The 20,014-nt window shown below is 39.7% G+C and carries 17 protein-coding genes; 9 read left to right on the forward strand and 8 right to left on the reverse strand.

All coding sequences use genetic code 11. The annotated features are described in order from the left end of the window. Window positions 1–87: 87 nt before the first annotated feature. The 7 genes from cax to MKZ11_RS20615 form a co-directional block, all read right to left on the reverse strand. A complete protein-coding gene (gene cax / locus MKZ11_RS20585; RefSeq protein WP_340796219.1) occupies window positions 88–1,140 on the reverse strand; it encodes a calcium/proton exchanger in 1,053 nt (350 codons plus the stop codon). Window positions 1,141–1,388: 248 nt separating this feature from the next. Next, complete coding sequence (gene hpaB / locus MKZ11_RS20590) at window positions 1,389–2,822, reverse strand: 4-hydroxyphenylacetate 3-monooxygenase, oxygenase component (RefSeq protein ID WP_340796220.1); 1,434 nt, start codon at window positions 2,820–2,822, stop codon at window positions 1,389–1,391. Window positions 2,823–2,967: 145 nt separating this feature from the next. Further along, complete coding sequence (glpK, locus tag MKZ11_RS20595) at window positions 2,968–4,461, reverse strand: glycerol kinase GlpK (protein ID WP_340796221.1); 1,494 nt, start codon at window positions 4,459–4,461, stop codon at window positions 2,968–2,970. A 45-nt stretch (window positions 4,462–4,506) separates the two neighbouring features. Further along, on the reverse strand, window positions 4,507–5,316 hold the full coding sequence (locus tag MKZ11_RS20600; RefSeq protein ID WP_340796222.1) for an MIP/aquaporin family protein: 810 nt from the start codon (window positions 5,314–5,316) through the stop codon (window positions 4,507–4,509). A gap of 167 nt (window positions 5,317–5,483) precedes the next feature. After that, on the reverse strand, window positions 5,484–6,044 hold the full coding sequence (locus MKZ11_RS20605) for a glycerol-3-phosphate responsive antiterminator (RefSeq protein WP_340796223.1): 561 nt from the start codon (window positions 6,042–6,044) through the stop codon (window positions 5,484–5,486). Between the two features lie 64 nt (window positions 6,045–6,108). Next, entirely contained in the window at window positions 6,109–7,749 is a 1,641-nt protein-coding gene (locus tag MKZ11_RS20610; protein ID WP_340796224.1) for a glycerol-3-phosphate dehydrogenase/oxidase, read from the reverse strand. A gap of 256 nt (window positions 7,750–8,005) precedes the next feature. Continuing rightward, window positions 8,006–8,689, reverse strand: a complete 684-nt coding sequence (locus tag MKZ11_RS20615) for a YjgB family protein (protein ID WP_340796225.1) — start codon at window positions 8,687–8,689, stop codon at window positions 8,006–8,008. 400 nt (window positions 8,690–9,089) lie between these two features. Here MKZ11_RS20615 and MKZ11_RS20620 point away from each other — a divergent pair, with 400 nt between their 5' ends. From MKZ11_RS20620 to MKZ11_RS20655, 8 genes are all read left to right on the forward strand, one after another. Further along, the gene (locus tag MKZ11_RS20620) at window positions 9,090–9,572 is read left to right on the forward strand and encodes a PTS sugar transporter subunit IIA (RefSeq protein WP_340796226.1); all 483 of its coding nucleotides are present in this window, start codon (window positions 9,090–9,092) and stop codon (window positions 9,570–9,572) included. A 38-nt stretch (window positions 9,573–9,610) separates the two neighbouring features. Further along, the gene (locus MKZ11_RS20625) at window positions 9,611–10,429 is read left to right on the forward strand and encodes a PRD domain-containing protein (protein ID WP_340796227.1); all 819 of its coding nucleotides are present in this window, start codon (window positions 9,611–9,613) and stop codon (window positions 10,427–10,429) included. Window positions 10,430–10,504: 75 nt separating this feature from the next. After that, window positions 10,505–11,953: an N-acetylglucosamine-specific PTS transporter subunit IIBC gene (gene nagE / locus MKZ11_RS20630; protein WP_340796228.1), complete on the forward strand. Its 1,449-nt coding sequence runs from the start codon at window positions 10,505–10,507 to the stop codon at window positions 11,951–11,953. A 284-nt stretch (window positions 11,954–12,237) separates the two neighbouring features. After that, the gene (locus MKZ11_RS20635; protein ID WP_340796229.1) at window positions 12,238–12,459 is read left to right on the forward strand and encodes a small, acid-soluble spore protein tlp; all 222 of its coding nucleotides are present in this window, start codon (window positions 12,238–12,240) and stop codon (window positions 12,457–12,459) included. A 111-nt stretch (window positions 12,460–12,570) separates the two neighbouring features. Further along, window positions 12,571–12,888 (forward strand): hypothetical protein, encoded by a 318-nt coding sequence (locus MKZ11_RS20640; protein WP_340796230.1) that lies wholly within the window; start codon window positions 12,571–12,573, stop codon window positions 12,886–12,888. 800 nt (window positions 12,889–13,688) lie between these two features. Further along, window positions 13,689–14,315: a LysE family transporter gene (locus tag MKZ11_RS20645; RefSeq protein WP_340796231.1), complete on the forward strand. Its 627-nt coding sequence runs from the start codon at window positions 13,689–13,691 to the stop codon at window positions 14,313–14,315. A 151-nt stretch (window positions 14,316–14,466) separates the two neighbouring features. Beyond that, window positions 14,467–15,699, forward strand: a complete 1,233-nt coding sequence (locus tag MKZ11_RS20650) for an MFS transporter (protein ID WP_340796232.1) — start codon at window positions 14,467–14,469, stop codon at window positions 15,697–15,699. Between the two features lie 122 nt (window positions 15,700–15,821). Then, on the forward strand, window positions 15,822–16,448 hold the full coding sequence (locus MKZ11_RS20655) for a LysE family transporter (RefSeq protein ID WP_340796233.1): 627 nt from the start codon (window positions 15,822–15,824) through the stop codon (window positions 16,446–16,448). Here the strand turns inward: MKZ11_RS20655 and MKZ11_RS20660 are convergent. Continuing rightward, complete coding sequence (locus tag MKZ11_RS20660; protein ID WP_340796234.1) at window positions 16,433–17,785, reverse strand: amino acid permease; 1,353 nt, start codon at window positions 17,783–17,785, stop codon at window positions 16,433–16,435. The two genes, MKZ11_RS20655 and MKZ11_RS20660, sit on opposite strands and share 16 nt — an antisense overlap. A gap of 295 nt (window positions 17,786–18,080) precedes the next feature. Here MKZ11_RS20660 and MKZ11_RS20665 point away from each other — a divergent pair, with 295 nt between their 5' ends. Beyond that, window positions 18,081–19,937: a serine hydrolase domain-containing protein gene (locus MKZ11_RS20665; RefSeq protein ID WP_340796235.1), complete on the forward strand. Its 1,857-nt coding sequence runs from the start codon at window positions 18,081–18,083 to the stop codon at window positions 19,935–19,937. Window positions 19,938–20,014: the final 77 nt, after the last annotated feature.

Here is a 20,014-nt window from a genome sequence, read left to right on the forward strand (position 1 = left end):
CACTTATTTATGAAGTTGGGTTCTCGGGGAAGAATCCGGTTAATTGTATACTTTTATACATTAAACGTTTTCAACTAACAATGGACATTAGAGGAGGTAAAAACCGATACCCATAATCAGATAAGCGGCAAATAGAATGAGACCCTCAAACCAATTCGATTCGCCGTCATTGCATAAATTGATGACAAGGAATGTTGCGGATACCATTGCAACCAACTCTGGCACAGTGAAAACAAGTGCCATCGATTGCGGCATTATGAGCGAAATAAGGACGAGGATTGGCGCAACGAACATGGCGACCTGCAACGTAGAACCAACTGCTATCTCCACGGCTACATCCATCTTATCCTTCACCGCCATCGTAATAGCGGATACGTGCTCCGCCGCATTTCCGACAATCGCGACGATAATGACACCGATGAATAACTCTGTCCACCCGAATTTTTCGCCAAGCATTTCAAATGTATGAACCAGTTGCTCTGATACGAAAGCAACTGTAATCGTCGCTAAGAGTAGGACGAGAATCGACTTGCGCTTCGTCCATTCTGGTGTTTCCTTTTCCTCCACGGCCTTATCGGAAGAGGCAAATACGCCGCGATGTGTAACAAGCTTGAAGAACAGCCCAGCAAGATAAAGGACGATCAGTACTACCGCGATGCCAATACTTAAGTTGAATGTCGTTTGTGCATCCATCGACATAGAGAAAATCTCTGGGATGACAAATGCCACGATGACAGCGAAAATCAGCAATCCCGAATTGTAGCGCGCGTCATGAAGACTGAAACTTTGGCGTTTGAATTTAATGCCTCCGGCAAAAAAGGAAAGCCCGAGTACAAGCAACAAATTCCCAAGTACAGAGCCCGTAAGCGAAGCCAAGACGATGCCGACCATTCCCGCCTTCAGAGTGAAGATCGATATGATGAGCTCGACGGCGTTTCCGAATGTTGCGTTCAACAGTCCCCCAATCCTCGGTCCACTAACGATGGCAAGACTTTCCGTCGCCCGGCCTATGTATCCCGAAAGCCCGATGATGCTTATACAGCAAAGGATGAACATAACGATATCCGACCAATTTAGGATCGCTCCTGCAATCACGAGTGGGACACCGGTGACAACAAGTATGGCAAATAACCGATTCAACAGAATCACCTCTTTAAATAATTGAGACCTCCCTACTATCTTTCCCTTATGAAGTAATTAAAAACGTCAATCTGAACGGTTTAAATGGAAAAAATGCGACAAACGCACGGCTTATTTTAAATAAACGGTGCGTTTTGGATATATTGAGAGTTATGTTTATCTTGAGATGAATTATGACCGCCACGCCCTTTTCTCCAAAATAAAAATGATTGTCTCTCAATAGGAGGCAATCATTTTTATTTGAGATTTCATCCTAAAATATCCTTCACTCGCTGCACAAAAGGTTCCTTGTCGTAGGATTTATACAATTGACTGGAAAGTTTAATCGGATCACCAAAGAAAAACCGTTCATATAACGTTTCGCGTGTACCAAATGAACTCATCGTTAAATCCCATGCTAAGCGGAAAACTTTGACGCGATCTTCTGCATTTTTGGATTTAGACTGCAAATATTGATCTAAATCTTTTCGTATACTTGACTGAAATGCATTTTCTGTCGGGATAGACATCAATCCACTTGCACCTAACAGCTGAATGATTTCTGTAAATCTTGGATAGACCCGGGGAAATAGATTAATCGCAATTTGCAGTGTTGTTCGATCTGGTCGCATAAATCCCCATTTATCAATTTCAGCTTCAGCTTCAGATTTCATTATCAATGCTTTCATTGTTTCCAATGCCACAATAATTTCAGAGGCCTTCTCTTGAACATGCTGGTATTCCCCGATATTAATAGTGTCGATGATAGACTGGACTACCCCTAAAACAAATTCCGTTTTTACAATCTGTCTAGAAACAACTTGATGCAACGTAAATGGTAAAAACGAGCTAGAAGCCATAAAACTGTTTGCAACACCTATGTTGTCATAGTAAAACACGCGCTCCCATGGAACCAATACATTGTCGAAAACAACAATCGTATCCATTTCCTCATAACGCGAACTTAGAGGATAATTAAATGTGGAGTCACCCCCAACAAATGATTCTCTGCACACGAACCGTAGGCCTTTACTATTACTCGGTATAGAAAACGCTAATCCATTCGCTTCATCATCAACCCCGCCCGCTGTTATAACAACTATTTCATCCGTTATTCCGCCTTGTGTAGCCAGCAACCGCGCACCCTTTACAATAATGCCCGCTTCGTTTCTCTCCATTACTTTCGCAGCAATCGGATCTTCCGAATCTTCGAAATAGAATCGTGCCCGGTTTACTTGTGGATCGATAAATGTATGTGTCATGGACAAATCATTTTCACGTGCATACTCATAGTACGCTACTATATTACTCGGAAAACAGTTTTCTTTGCCATTTAAGAAACCGGCAGATGAAGCAAGCGCCATTAACACCGTATTCATATAATCTGGACTTCTTCCCATCATCCCATTGTTCGATTTAGCCCACTGTTGAACCATTGCTCGCCTTTTAGCTAAATCCTCTTTCGTCTTCGGTTGTAAATAAGACATACCTACTGGATTGCCAGTTAACGGTGATTGATAAGTCATAACATCTTTTACTAGCGCATCATACTGAATATCGTATAACGCCGCCTGACTTTTCATAACCCCCTTAAATGCGGGGTGCTCAGAAATATTACCTGTCACACGATTACCATCTATCCATATATTTGTATTTAACTGATTAATTCGTTCAATATAGTCGTTGCCTGTTATTGCTGGCATAATGCACACCCCTAATTAGTAATAATCGATTGTTTCCCCTTCAGAATAGAATAATATCTGCCTATTTCTTTAGTTGTATACTATTATTAATTTCTATCGATTGTTACAAGGTGCTGCGCTTGCCATTGCTTACTCAAAAAAACATTTACTTAAAAGCAATCGCTGCCCTGACTGCCTTTTGCCATCCTTCATATAAATCTTCTCGTTGTTGCTGTTCCATTTCCGGTTCAAAAGGTCGATCCAGATTCCAATGAGCCGAGATTTCTGAACAATCCGTCCAAAAACCGACGGCAAGACCCGCTAAGTAAGCAGCTCCGAGTGCTGTTGTTTCACTAATTAAAGGGCGCTCGACAGGCACATTCAATAAATCCGCTTGAAATTGCATGAGAAAATCATTTTCAACCGCGCCGCCGTCTACACGTAACGTTTTTAACGAGATCCCCGAATCTGCTTCCATTGCATCAAGCACATCCTTCGTTTGGTACGCAAGCGATTCCAATGTCGCACGAATAAGATGTTCTTTCTCTGTACCGCGTGTCAACCCAAAAATAGAACCTCTGACATCGCTATCCCAGTAGGGTGTGCCAAGACCGACAAATGCTGGTACTACATAAACGCCTTCTGTTGACTTGACCCGTCTAGCATATTCTTCACTTTCGGATGAGTTACGGAACATTCGCAGCCCATCGCGTAACCATTGAATGGCAGAACCGGCAACGAAAATACTGCCCTCAAGCGCATACTGTACTTTTCCGTCAATCCCCCACGCAATGGTTGTTAATAAACCATGTTCGGACTTAACTGCTTTATCCCCAGTATTCATCAACATGAAACACCCAGTGCCATACGTATTTTTTACCATGCCACTTTCAAAACAAGCCTGCCCGAACAATGCAGCTTGTTGGTCACCAGCGATTCCAGCAATTGGAGCAGCATGGCCGAAGAAATGACTACTTTCCGTATACGCATAAATTTCAGAAGATGGACGGACTTCTGGGAGCATCGATGCAGGTATTTCTAAAATAGAGAGCAATTCTTCGTCCCATTTTAATTCATGAATATTGTACATAAGTGTTCTCGAAGCATTGGAATAGTCGGTAACATGCCTTTTCCCACCAGATAATTTCCATACAATCCAAGTATCAATTGTTCCGAATAGAAGGTCTCCACGTTCTGCTTTTTCTCTTGCCCCTTGTACGTTATCCAAAATCCATTTTACTTTTGTGCCTGAGAAATACGCATCGATAAGTAAGCCGGTTTTATCTCGAAACAGATCGTTGTAACCGCTTTCTTTCAGCTCATCGCATATTTCAGCAGTTTGACGTGATTGCCAAACAATTGCATTGTAAATCGGTTTCCCTGTATTTTTATCCCATACAACTGTTGTTTCACGCTGATTTGTTATACCAATTCCTTCAATTTGTTCGGCTGTAATATTTTTTTCTGATAACACACCTGCAATAACAGCTAAAATGGAGCTCCAGATTTCATCTGCATTATGTTCGACCCATCCAGATTGAGGAAAGTATTGCGTGAATTCTTGTTGGGCTGTATGAAAAATCTTACCGCTTTTATCGAATAAAATTGCTCGTGAACTCGTTGTGCCTTGATCAAGTGCCATTATGTACTTTTTAGTCATCCTTTATTCCCCCACATATTTACTTAGTAGTAATTCTATGACGCTTTATTTTGCGACTTGCACCAAATTTTTTCGTAGTGAATACTGAGCACCAAACAATATTGTAATCACAATGCCGCCGACAACCCAAAATGCAATGCTATTTATCCCTTCAAACACTTGTTGATAAAACAGTGCACCAAACGTTCCGCCAAGTAAAGGGCCTACGACTGGTATCCATGCATAGCTCCAATCTGACTTCCCTTTCCCAGGAATCGGCAAAAAGAAGTGGGCAATGCGCGGTCCTAAATCACGAGCTGGGTTAATGGCATAGCCTGTTGTTCCACCCAGTGATACCCCGATGGCAATAATCAACGCACCCACGATTAGAGGATTTAAGCCTTCCGTAAACTCATTTGCCCCTATCGCTAGTAAACCAAGAAGCAAAACGAACGTACCAATTATTTCACTCGTTAAATTAGAGAGTGGGTGACGTATTGCTGGAATTGTGGCAAATACGGATAGCTTTGCCGCTTCGTCTGCCGTCTCCCTCCAGTGAGGCAAGTAATGGAAGTAAACGATGGTTGCCCCAATAATCGCACCAATCATTTGAGCCAACATATACATAGGAACGTCTGCCCAAGGAAATTCACCGATTGAAGCCATTCCAAGCGTCACCGCGGGATTCAAATGTGCGCCACTCGCCCCACCAACTGCGTATACGCCCATCGCTACGGCAAGTCCCCATCCGACGGTGATGACAATCCAACCAGAATTTTCTGCTTTTGACTTTTTCATCACCACACCACCGACGACTCCAGCGCCGAAAACAATTAAAATCATTGTCCCAACAAGCTCTCCTAAAAAGGGTGTCATCTTTAGTCCACCTTCATTTCTATTCTTTTTGAGGTTGAATTTAGAACATGAAAAAGTCCACATTTAAACCCCTACATAATGCAGGGTTTAAATGTGGACTCCTAAGCTCAACCACTATTATTGACTTGCCATTAGTATATTCTTCTTAAAATAAGCTGTCAACACTTTCAATCTTTGGTGAAGGACTCCCACAACTGATGATCTGATGTTGTTACGGCGACAGCCCCTGCATTCAATGCATCCTGGACATGTTTTTGTGTGCGAATCAAGCCTCCGTTAATGATTGGAATGCCTGTCCTTTCAAAAACCTCATTGATGAGTTCTGGAATAACCCCTGGCAGCATTTCGATATAGTCAGGCGAAGTCTGGTCAATCAACGAATAACTTTTTTCCAAAGCGATTGTATCTAGGAGAAACATTCGTTGAATCGCTATAATTCCTTTGGCTTTAGCTTTCATGATCATATTCGATCTTGTCGAAATAATGCCGGCTGGTCTGATGTCATTGCATAGAAAATCGGCAGCAAAATTATCCGTTTTCAATCCTTGTATCAAATCCGCATGAATAATCACTTTTTTGCCGTATTTCTCCGCTTCTGTTTTAAGCGTTTTAAGATTACCAACATGCACTTCCAATAGAACAATGTATTCAAATGGACTTTTTAATAATTGTTCGAATTGCTTTAAACTGCGTGCTGCAGGCAAAATCTTTTGATTGTGAAAAGGCATCTTTTGCACATCCTCCTTTCATGCTTCATCTCGCAGAAGTTCTTCGTGTCTCCAATATAGCATGTTATTGTACAGTAGTTGCGATTGTCATCTCCTCTTCCAGTTCTTTTTCATATTGTTGACGTTCTGCATCCGACCACCCGAAAATAATTGCCATTTCATCCAGCACATCTTTTTTCCCAGCATTGACATTATCGATATTGAAGAACATATCTCCAGTTCTACGAACAAAGAAATCTGTTGGTTTGACGACCATTTCGCAGTCGATTGCATACCGTAATTTCACATAGAGAATACGAGGAATTGCCGTATGTGCCTCAAAGGGAATCGCAAATACTTGATCAACATTGGTGCCATAAAGAGCTGCCAAATGACGGCTTTGTCGTTCTGAAAAACCAACTGATTGGCCTTTTTCAATCGCTTGGACCATAAACCGCTTCAAATTTCCCGAACCGCCAATATCACCGCCTGAAATCGGCAATTTCTTCGTCACACAGTTATTAAAATGACGTATTTCTTCATGGCTAAGCTGTTCAACAATTTTATCTACTACTGTTTCCGCCATTTTACGATAGCCTGTTAATTTCCCGCCTGCAATTGTAATAAGCCCTTTCTCCGATTCCCAAATTTCATCTTTCCTTGAAACTTCGGAAGGACTTTTGCCCTCTTCATGTATAAGCGGTCTGACCCCTGCCCAACTCGACTCAACATGCTCTGCCGTCAAGTTAAGACTTGGGAACATATAATGAATTGCATTCAATATATAAGAACGATCCTCTTCTGTCATTTGCATCACTTTTGGATCTCCTTCGTAGAAGGTATCCGTTGTTCCCACATAAGCTTTCCCATCACGAGGTACCGCAAAAACCATACGTTTATCAGGGGTATCAAAATACACTGCTTGGTGCAGTGGGAAATCTTTCTGATCGAATACAAGATGTACACCTTTCGATAAAATTAAGTGTTTCCCTTTTGTCTTGCCTTCAATCCTTTTCACATCATCGACCCAAGGACCAGCAGCATTGACAACTTTTTTTGCCTTAATCACAACTTTTTTATTTGTTACTCTATCTAGAACTTCCACACCGGTAATTTTCCCTTGAGTGTAAATGAAGGTTTCTGCTTTCGCGTAATTTACTGCGGTTGCCCCTTTTTCAACAGCCGCTTTCATAACCTCAATCGTCAAACGAGCGTCATCAGTACGGTATTCAACATAAATGCCACCGCCTAATAATCCATCTTGTTTAACAAGCGGCGCTTTCGCAAGAATTTCTTCTTTCGTTAACATGGTTCTTCTTTCTGATTTCTTAACGCCTGCAAGAAAATCATATACTTTCAACCCAAGTGACGTCGAGTACCTCCCGAACGTTCCTCCTTTATGGAAAGGAAGGAGCATCCATTCAGGAGTCGTAACATGGGGCCCATTTTCATAGACGATTGCCCGCTCTTTCCCAAGTTCCGCCACTTCTTTGATTTGAAATTGTTTTAAATAACGTAAACCTCCGTGTACAAGCTTTGTTGAACGGCTGGACGTACCTGATGCAAAGTCCTCCATCTCGACAAGCCCCGTTTTCAGTCCACGTGCCGTAGCATCTAAAGCGATACCAGCGCCTGTAATACCGCCACCGATAATGAGTACATCAAATTCCTCTGTTGCTAATTCATTGAATACTTTTTCCCGTTCTAGTGCTGAAAAATTTGTCATTTCTCTCGTCTCCTTCTAAAATATGGGATTTTATAAATGAAAAGAGACCTCAAGAAATAAGTTGCGATAGGCAACCGTTTCTTGAGGTCTCTCAATAGCTCAAACCCTGTATATTAACTTAGGTACAGCTTACCATATATCCATTGAATTACAAACTAGTTTGTTTTAGCGAAAAAATTTTCCAGCCACCCTCTCCATCTAGTATCTTGCTCAAATCTTGATGCACTTCCTGAATACTATTCTTGATACTTCGTTATTACCCGCCCATAGGTGCTGCAGCTTTCGGTGAATAAACAGAAATATGATGTAACAGTCGACTTTCATGTGGGCCAACAAACTTTAGCTCATATTCTCCAACTTCGTATAGAAGTATATCGTCTTTGTCATTTTTACGGATTGCGGCTGGATTGCCTAACGTTTGTTTAATAACCTTAAAAGAAATTTTGCTGAAATCTACACTAGAATCTATACTCGAACCAAAAGAACGGATATCATATATGACCTCCCCGCGACCAATTCCAAAAGCAAATTCACCTCTGCCCGCTCCTGGACTATAGCCTTCGTAAGGATCACCTGCCCCTACAGGTTTATCGGGCTCACCCCATGATGCATGAACTTTATCTATCAGTTCTTTACCTGAAATGAAGTCAGCCCCGGGCACCTTTCCCTCTTTAGCTAGACGATACATTTCTTTGATTAAATTCACATGCGTATCCGTCACTTTGCCAGTCTCCTCAAACTTCTGATTTTTCGATGATTCACCATTTTGATTTCCAGCATTGGGTACCTCTTTCTTATCGACCTCACCTTGCTCAATTGTTCCAATATTATTCCTTTCCTCAGGCACCTCATCTGCACCTGCACATCCACTAAACAGAACTAGGATTATAACCCCTGGAACAACCCCACTTATGGACTTACGATTAACTGATTTTATCATCATGCTTCTCCTTTAATTTTATTTTTATAAATAGCGATGTATATATTTACCTAATTAAATTTAAATCTAAACTTCTTAAAAAGAAATTGCTCTATACAATTTGCGCAATGAACGTATTTAAACTTTTATACGTGCTCTATACATGAAGAGAACAAAACAAGTTCGAAATTGTAAAAAAAATTCATTTTTCTATTGCTTTGCAAAAGCTTCAATGCTATTATCTGAATAGAAGTTCAATAGCGGATCACATGTTACTGATACGATCAGGCATGGTGGTAAACTGAGAAGATTTTAAAATCTTCTCTTTTACCCCATGCCTTTTTATGTTTTGTACTTATGATTGGGCAGTATAAATAGGTATAGGACCTTCAAAAAACTGAAAATAAAGGAGTCCAAAGACATGCTATCAAATTTATTTAAAAAACGTAAATTACAAATCTTTGCACCAGTCAACGGAGACATCATTCCGCTTGACCAAGTTCCAGACCCAGTCTTTAGTCAAAAAATGCTTGGCGAGGGAATCGCTATTATGCCAACCACAGGAAATATCCACGCTCCCATAGAAGGAAAAATTGTTCTAGTAGCGGATTCATTGCATGCGATCGGTATCCGTTCAAATGATGGAACAGAGATTCTTATACATATTGGTTTGGAAACGGTTTCACTTCAAGGAAAAGGCTTTACAGTATTAGTGAAAGCAGGCGACAAAGTGTCCCTTGGGCAGTCGCTCATCGAGGTAGATTGGGATTATGTGCGCGAACATGCTGAAAGTATTATAACGCCCATTGTGATTACAAATAGCAAAGAAAGAGAAGTTCAATGTAGCCATACAATGGAAGGCATCATGGGAGAAACGGTCATAATGACCGTTTCCGCTAAGTGATGCATTACTAGCCTAAAGAAAAAAGGAGTTGGCTACCGATGAAAATCACAAAGATTCTCAATAATAATGCTGTAGTTGTACTAGACGACAGGCAAGAAAAAATTGCAGTTGGCGCCGGGATTGCTTTTAATAAGAAACGCAACGACATCGTCAATATCCACAAAATTGAAAAGATATTTGTCATGAGGGAAAATGACAAACTACAGCAACTTCTAAGCCGAATTCCAGAAGAGCATTTTACCATCTCGGAAGAAATCATTACATATGCAGAGACAAACATGGGTGCAAAGTTAAACGAGCATATTCATATCGTCCTTACTGATCACCTCTCCTTTGCCATTGAAAGAGTGAGAGATGGTATTCATTTAAACAATAAGCTATTACATGAGATAAAAATCTTATACAGAAGAGAATTTGAAATTGGTCTTTGGGCAATCCAACATATTAAAGAAAAATGTCAAGTTGATATGCCTGTGGATGAAGCAGCCTATATCGCCCTTCATATCCATACTATGAAACCGCAAGGAGGTGATTTGCACCAAACAGTTAGGCAGACTACGATTATAAGAGATATGGTTAAAACGATTAAGCGGCAGTTAAAAATCAGCGTTGAAGAGGACGACATATCTTACCATCGGCTTATCACGCATCTTCGGTTTACGTTAACGAGAATGAATAATTATGGTCTTCACACGATGGATGAGGAAATGTTGGTTATGATTAAAAAGAAGTTCCCCCTGTCGTACAGTTGTGCTGTCAAGGTTGCAAAGGAATTAGTTGTGATGCACGGAGTAGAATTGCCAGAACAAGAGTTGGGATACATTGCACTACATATTGAAAGATTAAAAAAAAAATAAGGACAACATGAGTCTTCATCATTGTGTATTTTTTCGGATTAGTTATCTAAAAATTTCGAATAGGGGTGAGTTACCATGATGAAATATCTGCAAAAGCTTGGCCGTTCTTTAATGTTACCTGTAGCCGTATTACCTGCTGCAGCAATTTTAATGGGGATTGGATACTGGATTGACCATGATGGATGGGGTGCGGGAAATGCAGTAGCAGCTTTCTTAATTACAGCTGGATCTTCGATTATTGATCATATTCCAATCTTATTTGCTGTAGGAGTCGCATTAGGGATGTCTAAGACCAAAGATGGTTCTGCCGCACTTAGTGGATTGGTCGCTTTCTTAGTCGCCACGAGCTTGCTATCAATAGACAGTGTTGCAATGCTACAAGGTATTGATTCGGAAAATGTTAACAAAGCTTTCGAAAGAATTGATAATGCTTTTATAGGGATTATTTCTGGGATTATTGCGTCGATCATGTACAATCGTTTCAGCCAAGTTCAATTACCAGATTTCTTAGCATTTTTTAGTGGTAAACGGCTTGTCCCAATCATGTCCGCAGTTGCTATGTTAGTCGCTTCAGCTGCATTGTTCTTTATCTGGCCCCTTTTCTATGGTGCGTTGGTTTCTTTTGGAGAAGGAATAAGTGGGTTAGGCAATGTTGGCGCAGGCCTATATGGCTTCTTTAACCGCCTGTTAATCCCTACTGGATTACATCATGCTTTGAATGCTGTATTCTGGTTTGACACAATTGGTATTGACGACATCGGAAAGTTCTGGGATGGTAGCGGAATCAAAGGAGTCACCGGTATGTACCAAGCAGGGTTTTTCCCGATTATGATGTTCGGGTTGCCCGCTGCAGGTCTAGCGATGTATCATACTGCAAAGACAAAAAGAAAAAAACAAACGGCATCATTAATGTTAGCTGCAGGGTTTGCTGCATTCTTTACAGGAGTTACTGAACCACTTGAATTTGCATTTATGTTCCTTGCACCAGCTCTTTATGTCGTACATGCGGCTTTAACTGGATTATCTTTATTTATTGCTGCAACATTTCAGTGGACGGCAGGATTTGGATTTAGTGCTGGTTTTGTAGACCTTTTCTTAAGTTCAAAATTACCACTAGCTAACCAACCTTATATGTTAATCGTTCAAGGGTTAGTATTCGCGGTTATTTACTATTTCCTCTTCCGATTCCTAATCGTAAAGTTCGACTTGAAAACACCAGGCAGAGGAGACGACGAGGATTATGAAGATCAAGGTGGCGAAACGATTGCTCCATCAGGAAATAAATTCTCTGCGATGGCGGCTAAAATTTATGATGGTTTAGGCGGAGACGCTAACGTAAATTCTATTGACTTCTGTGCATCACGCTTACGTGTAGAGGTAAAAGATATGACTGTTGTCGATCAAAAGAAAATCAAAGATACTGGTGTACCGGGGATAAATGTTGTCGGTCCACAAAGCATTCAAGTTATTGTAGGAACAAACGTACAATTCGTGGCAGATGAAATTGAAAAAATCCGCAAGTGAAACTAACGATGCTTAATAAGAAAAAATTAAATGAAATTCGACAAATTACCACCGCGAACAGATACTAAAAAGGTTAGATATAGAAACACCCAATGGAAATTCGATTGGGTGTTTTTCTTTTGCTTCATACCCAAAAGATTTTGTGACTGGGCTTTTTTAGGATTAACCATTATTTCCAATTAACTATTTACGCTATTTCCAAGGAGTATAATCCACAAATAGTTATTGTGAAATTGGGGAACACTACCTCTTGATAGATACTAAAAATTAAAGGAGGAAGTAAAATGTCTCGAATTATTCCGAAACCGAACGACTCAGATGATAATGTTAATAGGCTGAAGAAAACAATCAGTAATCTGGAAGCAGCAGAAGCGGCAATGGAATTTGCAGAAGGGAAAGAACTTGCTACGATCAAGGAGAAAAATGAACGTCGTGAAGAAAGTATTGAAGACTTAAAAAGTGAAATCAGCGAGGAAAATAAATCTCGAATTAACGGGTATTTTTAAGAGTACGGACAACTTCTTGTCAATGACATTAAGTTGGTGAATAGGTATCGTTAAATTGGCTCAGTTATCGTTATGATTACTGGGCTTTTTTGATTATACGGAGTGGCATTTTTGAATGAATTAGAATTCCTACTAATATCGCTTCGACGCTTTGTGGATGCCTCCAACGAAGTCGCTCCTTCGCTGGATGGTCTTCTATGTGAGAAAGCGCATTTCGTTATCAGGGATGAGACCTACAACCTGGAATGCCATAAATCGATCGAATGTGATCAACGAATGTCTCAATACATGAAGAATGAATTAGAAATCCTGCTAATACCGCTTCGACGCTTTGTGGATGCCTCCCGCGATAAGCCAGAAAGAAAATCACTTTCAGTCTTATCGCTTCGGCTACCACGAAGTCGCGCCTTCGCTGGATGGTCGATGTGAAAAAATGTATTTCATTAGCTGTGATGAAATCTGCGACCTGGAGTGAATCTTTCTTGACTATAATTATAGATGTTGAACTAATGAATGCGGTGTATAAACTGAGCGAAGGCGCCTTAGCAGGGGTAGCCGAAGCCATAAGACTGGCGGCGAAGCTGCTTGGCTTATGGCGGGAGGCATCCCCTAGCGCCATAGCGGTTCAATGGAGTTCTTTATTTCAATTTATATAGTATCAACTAGTAATCACATTATAATCTCGGCATATACATCTCAAAATTACATTTCTCTCGATAATGAACACCCTAGCGCAGGCGCGGCAAAGAGGTCCCCAAAGCGCCAAGCGATCTACAATCCGCCCCCCAATTACAATTCTCTCATTATTGAGTTAGCGCCAAAGCAGATTCATTGGGATTCTTTAATTCAACATATATGAGTCAATTTCATAATTGTTTATTCCATAAGTAAAGACGAACGATTTGGATCTATTATCATTTCATTGTTCGATAATATGTCAGACTACTCTCGTTGATTGTAGCGTAAGGTGGCGACTCCAGCGGGAACAGCGCGAGCTGAAGACCCCGCAGGAGTGAAACGACGAGGAGGCTGAAGCCGTGCCCGCGGAAAGCGTCCACCTGAAGCGGAGATCAACATTGTTCGTGTTATTTGTTTATAAGTTCTATTGTGAAATTGACTCATATAATTCACTTTTAACTTTGCTCCCTCTTAATCTCCATGAAATAGTCGTAGAAGTCATTGCCTTTGAATAAAATACAATGACACTATTTTACTGGAGGGCTATAACTATGAATTCAATATTTATCTATATCTTTTTAGGTGTATCATTAGCTACTCCAATTGGTCCCGTTAAGACAGTTCTATTAAACACGGGCATTAAAAATGGATTTTTTCATGCTTGGTTTTTTAGTCTTGGTTCTTTAGCAACTGACATCATGTATATGTTCATGGTTTATTTTGGGATTGGACAATTTATTGATTCCCCTTTACTGAAAACAATCCTTTGGTCATTCGGCTGTTTTGTTCTTATGTACACAGGTATAGAAAATTTACTTTCTCTACATAAAATTGATATCAACTTGAAATTCGCTAAAAGAGTCCGACTTAGAAAGTCAATCTTATCTGGTTTCTTCATGTCATTGTTTAATCCACTTACCATCCTTTTTTGGCTAGGGATATATGGTTCCATCCTCGCGAAAACCGCTGGCGTCGCTACAGGCTATCAAATCATTTTAAATAGTATTGCGATATTGATTGGCATTATGTTAGTGGATTTTATAATGGCCTTTCTTTCCAGCGGAGCTCGTAGATTATTATCCACTAAGCTTTTGAAAATCGTCTCTATTATCTCATCCATATCTATGATTGGGTTCGGAATCTACTTTGGCTTTCAGGCTTTTCAAGCTTTATTTTAATGAATTACTCCAAATGGTCCATACGGAAGACTTCCTAATTTTACATAGTACCGTTTCATAAAACGCTTATAATAAACTTCCCACGCATAAAATAATCATAGAAGGAAACCATACCTTTACTACTCAAAATAGAATTAGCTGAGGTGTGGTAATGGGAAAAAGTGAAAATAAAGTAAGTGTATGGTGCGTTGTAAGTATGGCATCAATTCCTCTCATCATGACGCTAGGAAATTCCATGCTAATTCCAGTGCTTCCGATACTGGAAAAAAAGGTTGGAATCACTTCATTTCAGTCGAGTATGATCATTACAAGCTATTCAGTCGCCGCTATTTTTCTTATACCAGTAGCGGGCTATTTATCAGACCGCTTCGGCAGGAAAATGGTGATACTACCGAGTTTAGTCTTCGCTTTAATTGGGGGTTTGATTGCTGGGTTTGCTTCATGGAAAATGGAGGATCCTTACACCATGATTATCATTGGCAGAATCCTGCAGGGCGTAGGGGCAGCCGGAGCCATGCCTATCATTTTGCCGCTCGTGGGTGACCTCTATCAGGATGATGATGAAAAAATGAGTTCTTGTTTAGGTATTATTGAAACATCGAACACTTTTGGAAAAGTATTAAGTCCCATCCTGGGTTCAGTATTTGCCGCTATTTTATGGTTTCTGCCGTTCTTCTCCATTTCTGCGCTTAGTTTAATCTCTATTGCACTTATTTTTTTCTTTGTTAAAGTCCCCAAAGAAAAAGATGAACCAATAAAGTTCAAGCAATTTTTAAGTAACACAAAAAAAGTATTCAAGGCAGAAGGAAAATGGTTGTATACCGTATTCCTAAATGGGGTCCTTGTAATGCTGATATTATTCAGTATGTTATTTTTCTTATCAGAAAACCTTGAAAAAGTTCATGATATAAAGGGCATTAAGAAAGGTTTTGTTTTAGCTATTCCCCTTCTTTTACTTTGTATTGCATCGTTTATCTCCGGTCGAAAAATCAAAGGAAATGTAAAGACGATTAAAAAAGTCATGATTACATGCTTGATCGTAATGTCTGCCAGCGTCATTTTCGTAGGATTTACGCGCGATAAACTGGTCCTTCTGTTAGTAGTCACAAGCCTAGTGGGTATTGCCATTGGCGCATTATTACCTGCACTGGACGCTATTATAACTGAAAATATAAAAAAAGAACTAAGAGGAACTGTTTCTTCTTTTTATAGCTCGGCAAGGTTTATTGGCGTTGCAGCAGGCCCACCTATTATGTCACTCGCTATGAAAAACTTTCTTAACCTCAGCTATATTACAGCGGGTGTATTGGGGATTATTCTGGTGTTCATTGTCTTTAAGTTCATCAAAGTCGAGGAAATTGAAAAAACGAATAAAGTGGTGTAAAAAAGAGGACCTAGCGGTTGTTGCTAAGTCCTTTTTTCTCTAGAATTTTTCATTTAGATGGTTGTACAGGTCACTCCCTTCGAATAAGATGCATAGACATCATTTTAAAGGAGGACTATCCCATGAATTCACTAGCCGCCTATATCTTTTTAGGCGTTTCTTTAGCTGCGCCAATCGGCCCTGTTAACGCTGCGCAGCTAGACACAGGAATTAAAAACGGATTTTTTCATGCTTGGATTTTTGGTTTAGGTGCCTTAACAGCCGACATCTTGTATATGGGAATGGTTTATTACGGGGTCGGTCAAATTATTGACTCACCTCTTGTAAAAATAATACTTTGGTCATTTGGTTGTTTTGTCCTTACATATACAGGCATAGAAAGTTTACTATCACTACATAAAATTGAATTAAATTTGAAATCAGGTGAAAAAAATCGTCTTAGGCGTTCAGTATTAACTGGTTTTTTCATGTCTCTATTAAATCCCCTAACGATACTTTTTTGGCTGGGCATCTATGGTTCAGTTCTTGCGGAAACAGCCAAAACCTTTACTGGCAATCAACTCATTATGAATAGCCTAGCCATCGTCGTTGGAATCATTTTATGGGATACAATAATGGCCACAATATCAAGTGGAGCCCGTAGATTATTATCCACGAAGCTCCTGAAGGTTATCTCTATACTATCTTCCCTATCCATGATTGGTTTCGGAATATATTTTGGGATTCAAGCCTATCACGCACTATTTTGAGCCTCATCTTTCTTCCACTTTTTACGTAATAATAAGACAACTATTCCAATGACTGTGAGGAACAGTAAACTGATAAAAAAGCCAGGCCGGCTTGTTTGATGGAAAAGAGTTCCACTCACGGCCGCTATGACTAGAATCATTCCAATCACCCTTTTCACTTTATCCGCAGTAGTCGGCTCGATTAATTTGTGATACATGATTAAAATGAACAGCCAATTATAAAGAAGCATTAGTGCTGCGGCTGTGGTTATATATTCGTACACTTTATCAGGCAATAATAAAGAGGTCACGATGGAAAGAACTAGCCCAGTTGAAGTTAAAGCAATCGCAGGCAATGGCATTTTAAATTTCTTTTTCGTTTGTTTACTGAATATTTTAGGAGCATCTCCATCTTCAGATATTGTCAGAAGTATCGTGGTAACCGAGAACAGGGATGCAGACATCGTTGAAAACCCGGCAATAATAATTGCAGCAGTAAACACATGTGGGAAAAATTCAATATTACTAACACCTGATAAAGCCTCAACAAACGGGCTTTTGTTTTCCCTGAACTTATCATAAGGCATCAGTAATAGCGCTAACGAAAGTGCGGTAACATAAATGACTCCAAGCAACCCTAACATGACTTTTCCGGACTTTGGAGCGTCTTCTTTATTTTTCAAATGGATCGCCATTACGCCCATCACTTCAATTCCGCCATGCGCATAAAAGGCGAACAAAAGTGCACTCCAGAAACCAATTACACCGTTAGGAAAAAATTCATTTACAGATTGAGGGATACCAGCCTTTGGACTTCCCTCAATTGTCCCGGTCAGTGCTAAAATGGCAATCACTATAAACATAAAAATAGCAGCAATTTTCATAACGGCATAAATGCTCTCTAATTTCCCAAACGCTTTTGCCCCAATAAAAAGAACAATGAGGCCGCAAACTGCATAGATCGATGCAAATATCCACAATTTAATATCAGGAAACCAAAATCGTGACAATAGTGAGATTGCGGTAAGCTGACTGCCAATGATCAATATTTCCGAACACCAATAGACCCACCCACTGCTAAAACCAGCCCAACGTCCATATGCTTTTTTGGCATACGTTCGAAAAGATCCCTTTTGCGGATCCTTTGCAGACATTTTGGCTAAGGCTTCAAACACTATATATGTTGCACTTGCAGCCATTATAAAGGCTAGGATGACCGACGGACCTGTCATTTTAATTGCAATACTTGACGCTAAGAAAAAACCTGTTCCAATAATGCATCCGACACCAATAAGGGATAATTGCCACCAAGCAAGATTGGCTGTTTCATCTTTGCCACCAGATGTTTTCTTCCCCATTTACACACCTCCACATAAGGATAGCCTTCCACAAGCTAGTGGATTTATGTGTAAATGAAATGATGAAAAAACTTCAGTTTTAGACAAGAACTTCAACCAACTTAAGAGAGCATCACTACTAAAGTCTTCTCACTTTCATAGTACGTGAAAGTTAATGAGCATTTAAAACGTATAATTAGGAATTGAAATCAACCCAGAACAAACGCTCTTACTTAATAGTGTTTGCCACTTCTTTTGGAAAGTAAATAATTCATTTGTATAACACATAAAAATCCAATTTGCAGAGGAGATAGATATGAGAAGAGCAATAATAATTAGTATATTGGTAGTAATTTTTCATTATTTCCCTTTGACCTCTTTAGCAGCGGATAGTCAGGAAAACACACCATCTGGGATTCCCTATTCACAACTAGGACAACAAGTGGATGATTATGTTGCTAATTATATCGGCAAATCAACGGCTGGAGCCTCAATCGTTGTTGTGAAGGACGGTGAACTGATTATTAACCAGTCCTATGGCTATGCGGATTTGGAAAAACAAGTAGAAGTTACACCAGATTCGGTTTTTGAATGGGGTTCAGCTACAAAGCTCCTTGTGTGGACAAGTGTAATGCAGCTTGTAGAGCAAGGAAGACTGGATTTAGAGGAAGATATTCAAAAGTATTTGCCTAAAGACTTTTTCACAAAGTTACACTATGATACACCGATTTCCATGCTAAATCTCATGCACCACGACGCTGGATGGGAGGATAAGTATACCGATTTATTCTATCTATCACCCGCTGATGTAAAACCTCTTGAGGAAGTGCTGCATATTTTCGAACCTAGTCAGGTGAACAAGCCTGGAGAAATTGTTGCCTATTCCAATTACGGGGTTGCACTGGCGGGTTTTATAGTGGAAAGAGTTACAGGTCAACCGTTTTATGAGTATGTCAATGAACATATATTTACCGCCCTCGACATGAATGACACCGCAATCCATCCTTCACAACAAGATAATAAAGTTGTAGCAGAAAAAAGAGAAACTATACATGGTTATTTAGTGAATAAAAAGGGTATATTTAACCGCTCAAAAAAGGAACGAATTTACATTGGTTTGTATCCAGCCGGTAGTGCAATCGGTACTGCAGAAGATGCGGCTAAATTTATAATGGCATTGATGCCAGCAGATGGAAAAAGCAGCCCTTTGTTTCATAGTAATAATACGTTAAATATAATGCTGACTACAAGTAATTTTTATCACAATGGATTCCCTAGAAATGCACATGGATTTTGGAATGGGTTGTATGCTGTAGACGTGTTGGAACATGGAGGTAATACAGATAGTTTTTCAAGCAATTTCACTTTTTCCAAGGAAGAGCAACTGGGTGTTATCATCTTAACAAATCAAATTGCCGAATCAGGGCTGAGCTATGGATTACCAGTGTTCGTATATGGCGACTATGTGGCTAAAAAAGATGGTGTGATACTGCCTGATTCCCATAAACTTAAAGGAAACTATATGCAAGCAAGGCAAGCTTACAAAGGTTTTACAAAGTTAATGGGTGCCTTGACGATGGGGAATTTAAGGGTGGAAGATAGCCATTCATTTTCATTGTTCGGGATGACTTTTGAACAAATTACTCCTTATGTATACAAATCTAATAATGAATATAACCTATTTCTTCATTTTACAATGAATGCCGATAAAGTAGAGAATGTATCTATGATGACTACTGATCTATTACCCGTATCAGGTAAAACGAAACTGTTCTTTATGGGTAGTTTAATTGCCGCAGTTATTTCTGTGTTATATATCCTCGCATCCTTATTGGCAATGGTTAGTAGTATCATTAAAAACCGAAAAAAAGTAGTTGTATATACTTCTGTGAAAAAATGGATTGCTTTATTAAACTTTGCGGGAGTTGCTATATTAGTTAACTTCGCTATTCTCGCCGTTAGGGCATATTCGTATGGAGCTTATACCTCTCTCTTGATCCATTTTTGGATTTTTTATGCATATCTAATTTTTGTCGGAGTTTTTGTAGGTATGGTTGTCGTGCAGTGGAAAAAAGCAACTTATACAAAATTGCAAAAAACAAGTTATATACTTTCTTGTGTGACAGCTTTGCTACTGGCAGGCTTAATTATTAGTTGGGAACTCTATAAATAAATTAGCTATTTTCGCATTGTAGAATACATGCTGAAAATAAGGGTTCCCCCGTACAAATAAACCAGAAGTATTACTGA

Source organism: Sporosarcina sp. FSL K6-1508, assembly GCF_038007465.1.
Taxonomy (GTDB): Bacteria; Bacillota; Bacilli; order Bacillales_A; family Planococcaceae; genus Sporosarcina; species Sporosarcina psychrophila_B.